The sequence below is a fragment of the Bradyrhizobium sp. genome (assembly GCF_030693485.1).
Lineage (GTDB): Bacteria > Pseudomonadota > Alphaproteobacteria > Rhizobiales > Xanthobacteraceae > Bradyrhizobium.
In genome coordinates this window covers 1-5,307 of sequence record NZ_JAUYAN010000027.1, presented here as the reverse complement: position 1 = coordinate 5,307, position 5,307 = coordinate 1, and the positions used below count along the sequence as shown (strand labels likewise).

The following is a 5,307-nucleotide window of genomic DNA, read 5'->3' as shown; positions in this document are numbered from 1 at the left end:
TCGGAAGGTTATGCGCAAAAGGCATCCGCCATGAGCGCGATCGAATCGATCAAGAAGAATACGCCGGGCGCCAGCACCGACGACCAGACCAAATAGACCCTTCCTGAAAGGCACGATGCCGCCAACACCGGGAAAGGCCGCGGGGAAAAAGCCCCCGGCCAGGAAGCCAAACGCGGGATTTTTGGGGTGGTGGGTTACGGTGCTCGCGTTGGGCAACCCCTCATCCGGCGCTTCGCGCCACCTTCTCCCGCAAGGGGAGAAGGGAAGAGTCGGAGTCCGCCTCACGCCACCAGCGCGGTTTCCTCGGGCAGGTCTTGCGGCGCGACGAATTCCGGGCCGCGCTGCGCCTTCAGCAGCGCCACGATCTCGGTATTGGGCCGGGCGCGGCTGAACAGGAAGCCCTGGCCCTCGTGGCAGCCTTCGGTGCGCAGGCAGCTCAGTTCGGCTTCGGTTTCGACGCCTTCGGCGGTGATGGTCACGCCGAGGCCGACGCCGAGGCTGATGATCGAGCGCACGATCGCCTGCGCGTCGCGATTGGCGCCGAGGTCGCGCACGAACGACTGGTCGATCTTGATCTTGTCGAACGGAAAACTCCGGAGATAGCTCAGGCTGGAATAGCCGGTGCCGAAATCGTCCATCGAGATGCGGACGCCGAGCGCGCGCAGCGCGTGCAGCGTGGCGAGCACCTGGCTGCTCTTCTCCAGCAGCAGCGTCTCGGTGATTTCCAGCTCCAGCCTCGTGGCCGGCAGCCCGGTTTGCTTCAGCGTATCCATCACCAGCACCAACAGATTGCCGGTCCGGAACTGGAGCGGCGACAGATTGACCGCGACGCGGACGTCGTCGGGCCACAGTGCCGCGTCGGCGCAGGCGCGGCGCAGCATCAGGGCGCCGAGCGGATTGATCAGGCCGGTCTCCTCGGCGACGGGAATGAAATCGGCCGGCGACACCATGCCGCGTTCGGCGTGCGGCCAGCGCACCAGCGCCTCGAAGCCGGTGATGCGCCCGGTCGCAAGGTCGACCAGCGGCTGGTAATACGGCCGCAGCACGTCGTTCCGGATCGCGTCGCGCAGATCGATCTCGATCTTGCGGCGGCTCTGGGCGCGGGCATCCATGCCGGATTCGAAAAAGGAAAACGTGCCGCGCTGCTCGGTCTTGGCGCGCGACAGCGCCATGTCGGCGTTCTTGAGCAGCTTCTCGGACTCATCACCGTCGCCGGGCGCCATGGCGATGCCGATGCTGGCACCGATCACGACGGAATGGCCGTCGAGCAGATAGGGATCGCCGATCGCCTCCAGCAGCCTCCTGGACAGCAGCACCGCATCCTCCGGGCGTGTCAGCCCGCTCTGGATGATCGCGAATTCGTCGGAGTTGAGGCGGGCGAGCGTGTCCTCCTCGCGCAGCGTGGATCGCAGCCGCTTGGCGACGCCGCGCAACAGCTCGTCGCCGATGCCGTGGCCGAGCGTGTCGTTGACCGCCTTGAAATTGTCGAGGCCGAGCACCAGCACCGCGACCTTTTCCGCGCTGCGCCTGGTGTGCAGCAGGATATCGTCCATCTGCTGACGCAGCAGGTTGCGGTTCGGCAGCCCGGTCAGACCGTCATGTTGGGCCATGAAGGCGAGCCGCGTCTCGGCGCGCTTGCGCTCGGTGATATCCATCAGCGCCAGCAGCACCGCGGACTGGTCGTTATAGACCAGCTGGCGCGAATAGATCGCCAGATCGATCAGCGCGCCGTCGGCCCTGACGTGCTTCCAGGTGCGCGCGGTCTGTTCGTCGCTGGAGCGGTCGCCGCCCCATGGCAGCTCGGTCTCGAAGGCCTGCACGCTGCGGATGGTCAGCTTCTCGAATTCGGCGCGGCTGTAGCCGTAATGCTCGATGGCGGCGTCGTTGACGCCGAGGATGCGTTCGTCGTCCAGCGCGCAGACGATCATCGGAACGGGATTGCTGTCGAACAGCAGCCGGAACGAGGCCTCGCGCTGCTTCAGTTCAGTGATATCGACGCGCAGGCCCACGATGCCGCCGCTTTCGGTCAACCGCTCCTCGATCAGGATGACGCGGCCGTCGGCCAGCGTCTGTTCATGACGTCCGTCGGGACGATGCAGTTTGGCCAGCCGCTCGGCGATCCATTCTTCCTCGCGGCCGACCGCTTCCGGATAGTCGCCGCGCTCGACGCCGATGCGGATGGTGTCCTGCAGCCGGGCGCCCGGCTGGAACAGGTCGGAACTGCGGTTGTAGATCTCGGAATATTTCCTGTTCCAGAGAATATAGCGCCCGTCGGCGTCGAGAAACACGATGCCCTGCGGCAGCATGTCGATGGCCTCGCGCAGCCGCTCATGGGATTTTCGTGCATCCGCGATCGCGGCTTCCGCCTCGGCGCGCTTGCGCACGATTTCGCCGATCTCGGGTGATCCGCCGCGGCGCTTGCCTTCAAGCTTGCCTTCAAGCTTGCCTTGGAGTTTCGGACCGGGCTTTGCCGGTCGGCCGGGAATGCGGACCATCGCCGCACGCTTGCGTTTCCTGGTTGGCTTCGGCCGGATTCTCTGCATTCGGTTACGCCCACTCGCATTCTGCGCCGCACCTTGTTCTCCGATAAGTGTCTGAAAAATTGGTAACACTTGGCGGTGACGGCTTCGCCGGACGGGCTCGCGGCGGACCAAAGCGAGGATCCTTCTGCCTGCAAAACGGGCGAATTCGCGCGGCCGATGTCGTGCGTCCGACACATGAGGCGCGCACGACGCGCAGCAGCGCGTGAAAACCATGTCCCCGGCAATGCCGGTGACCAAAATTGCACATCGAACGCGCGCATTCCCTGCGCGCGCACCAAATTTCGCCAATGCGCAACAAGGTTACCCGACGGTTAAGAACGCATCAGTTCGAGATCACGATTCGGGTATTGCCGCGGCCGCGGCGCTCGACCAGGGCGAACAGCGCCGCCGCATTCGACGGATGCAGCCTGATGCAGCCATGCGAGGCGGGGCCACCGAGCCGCGCCAGTTCATTGGTGCCGTGAATGGCATAGCCGTGGTAAAAGAAGATCGCGTGCGGCATCGGTGAATTGTAGTACTTCCGCGAGAACCAGCGCCGCGCCATCATCTGCGGCTGGAACACGCCGCTCGGCGTACCGAAGCCGCGGCGGCCGGTCGACACCGGCCAGGAATATCGCATCGTGCCGTCGACACTCACGGCCATGCGCTGCGACGATTTGTCGATGCGGACCACGATTCCGGCCTGCGCCGGCGTCAGCGCCAATCCCGCCAAGATCGCCATGACCGCCGCGACGGCAAATGCCAGCCGTGCCAGCCGTCGCTTCGACCGCCGTTTCATGATCGCGCCCTGCCACCTTTTTTATGGCGGGCATGATGTCGTCGCCGAATGCGGGTTGTAAAGACCGGGGCGACATCCCGACGCAACCCGTCGCGGTTAATCTTAACCCGCCGCCCGCGGCTTCGCTGAAACCGCGCGGAAAGCTGTGACGAAAACTGTGACTTGCCACCCGGCGCGGCTTTTCGCCGGCTGCCGATTTCGTGCTAGGCTCGAACGTACAGAGTGACTCGATGAACCCTCGCCTGATCTCCATCTTCCTGCTGATATCCGCAATCTTCGTCAGCGCCACCATGGCGCTGGCGCAGGACAAGGGCAGCGTCAATCCGAAGCCGCTGCCGCCGCTGGCCAATCCCAACGACCCCAAGCTCGGCGCCAAGGAACTGTTCGGCCGCAAGGTGCTGCCGGCGGCGATGCCGACCCGCGTGGTCGGCTTCTATGCCAGGGGCTGCATCGCGGGCGCGGAAGCGCTGCCGATCAACGGCGAGAGCTGGCAGGTGATGCGGCTGTCGCGCAATCGCTATTGGGGCCATCCCGATCTGGTGGCGCTGGTGACGCGGCTGGCGGCCAAGGCGCGCAAGGACGCCGGCTGGCCGGGAATCCTGGTCGGCGACATGTCGCAGCCGCGCGGCGGCCCGATGTTGACCGGCCACGCCAGCCATCAAGCCGGGTTGGATGCCGATATCTGGCTGACACCGATGCCGAACCGGCGATTGTCGCGCGAAGAGCGCGAGGAAACCTCCGCCGTGATGATGGTGCGCTCCGACCGGCTCGACATCGAGCCGAGCACCTGGACGCCGACCCATCTCAACGTCATCCGCGCCGCGGCGCAGGAGCCGAGCGTGCAGCGCATCTTCGTCAACGCCGCGATCAAGAAGGCGCTGTGCCGCGAAGCCAAGGGCGACCGCAGCTGGCTGCAAAAGGTCCGGCCGATGTACGGCCACGACTATCACTTCCACATCCGCATCAAATGCCCGCCGGGCAGCGGCGAATGCGAAAGCCAGCCGGAGCCGACCGGGGGCGAGGGCTGCAGCGCCGGCGATCTCGCCTTCTGGTTCAAGGATTCGACCCTCCATCCGAAGCCGCCGAAGGTGCCGCCGAAGCCGCGGCCGCCGATGACGCTGGCGCAATTGCCGGAAGCCTGCAGAACGGTGCTGACCGCGCCGGACGCCAAACAGTAATCGCCGGTCGCGCAGACCCTTTGCGCCGCTCCGGCAATGCTGTAAGCTTTCGCTCAGCGATGTCCGGATGGATCGTAAATCCGCCGGATTGCCGGAACGGCGCTTCCGCCTGTCGCATTTATTAGAACCTACGCTTGAGCTGCGCGCATCGACCCGCCGCAACCACGCATGGAGCGCCACGATGCACCGCCTTGCCGGTTATTTCCTCGCCCTTACGATCCTGTTTGGATCGAGCTATTCACCTGCGGTGGCGCAGGACAAGAGCCTGACGGTGTTCGCCGCCGCCTCGATGAAGAACGCGCTCGACGAGATCGACGCCGCCTATGCCGCGAAATCGGGCGTCAGGATCGTCGCCAGCTATGCCGCCAGTTCGGCGCTCGCCAAACAGATCGAGCAGGGCGCGCCCGCGGATATTTTCGCATCTGCCGACACCGACTGGATGGACTACGCGATCGCCAAGAAGACCATCAACGCGCCGACGCGGGTCAATCTGCTCGGCAACAGCCTCGTCCTGATCGCGCCGAAGGATTCCAGGATCGACCAGGTCGCGATCGGACCGGGCTTCGACCTGGCCAGGCTTGCCGGCGACGGCAGGATCGCGACCGGCGACGTCAGCGCGGTACCATCAGGCAAATACGCCAGGGCGGCGCTGGAGAAGCTCGGCGCGTGGCAGGCGGCGGAACCGAAATTCGCCATGGCGGAGAGCGTGCGCGCAGCCCTTGCGCTGGTGGCGCGCGGCGAGGCGCCGCTCGGGATCGTCTATTCGACCGATGCGAAAGTTGAACCCGGCGTCAGGATCGTCGGCACC

General features: G+C 65.4%; 5 protein-coding genes. 3 read left to right on the top strand and 2 right to left on the bottom strand.

Translation table 11 applies throughout. The features are described from left to right. Window positions 1-96: YegP family protein (locus Q8N40_RS02155; protein ID WP_305710640.1), on the top strand; the 96-nt coding region annotated here is incomplete at its 5' end. Window positions 97-281: 185 nt separating this feature from the next. On the opposite strand, the gene Q8N40_RS02150 is transcribed toward Q8N40_RS02155, so the two are convergent. After that, the gene (locus Q8N40_RS02150; protein ID WP_305710639.1) at window positions 282-2,543 is read right to left on the bottom strand and encodes a bifunctional diguanylate cyclase/phosphodiesterase; all 2,262 of its coding nucleotides are present in this window, start codon (window positions 2,541-2,543) and stop codon (window positions 282-284) included. Between the two features lie 322 nt (window positions 2,544-2,865). Beyond that, complete coding sequence (locus tag Q8N40_RS02145) at window positions 2,866-3,321, bottom strand: L,D-transpeptidase (RefSeq protein WP_305710638.1); 456 nt, start codon at window positions 3,319-3,321, stop codon at window positions 2,866-2,868. Window positions 3,322-3,551: 230 nt separating this feature from the next. Here Q8N40_RS02145 and mepA point away from each other — a divergent pair, with 230 nt between their 5' ends. Both mepA and modA read left to right on the top strand, forming a co-directional pair. After that, a complete protein-coding gene (gene mepA, locus Q8N40_RS02140; RefSeq protein WP_305318809.1) occupies window positions 3,552-4,499 on the top strand; it encodes a penicillin-insensitive murein endopeptidase in 948 nt (315 codons plus the stop codon). Window positions 4,500-4,680: 181 nt separating this feature from the next. Beyond that, on the top strand, window positions 4,681-5,307 hold a 627-nt coding region (gene modA, locus Q8N40_RS02135; protein ID WP_305710637.1), incomplete at its 3' end, for a molybdate ABC transporter substrate-binding protein.

Bases quoted from the DNA above. Each gene is read 5' to 3' on its own strand.
- Q8N40_RS02150 (WP_305710639.1), bottom strand. From the start codon at position 2,543: ATGCAGAGAATCCGGCCGAAGCCAACCAGGAAACGCAAGCGTGCGGCG.
- Q8N40_RS02145 (WP_305710638.1), bottom strand. From the start codon at position 3,321: ATGAAACGGCGGTCGAAGCGACGGCTGGCACGGCTGGCATTTGCCGTC.
- mepA (WP_305318809.1), top strand. From the start codon at position 3,552: ATGAACCCTCGCCTGATCTCCATCTTCCTGCTGATATCCGCAATCTTC.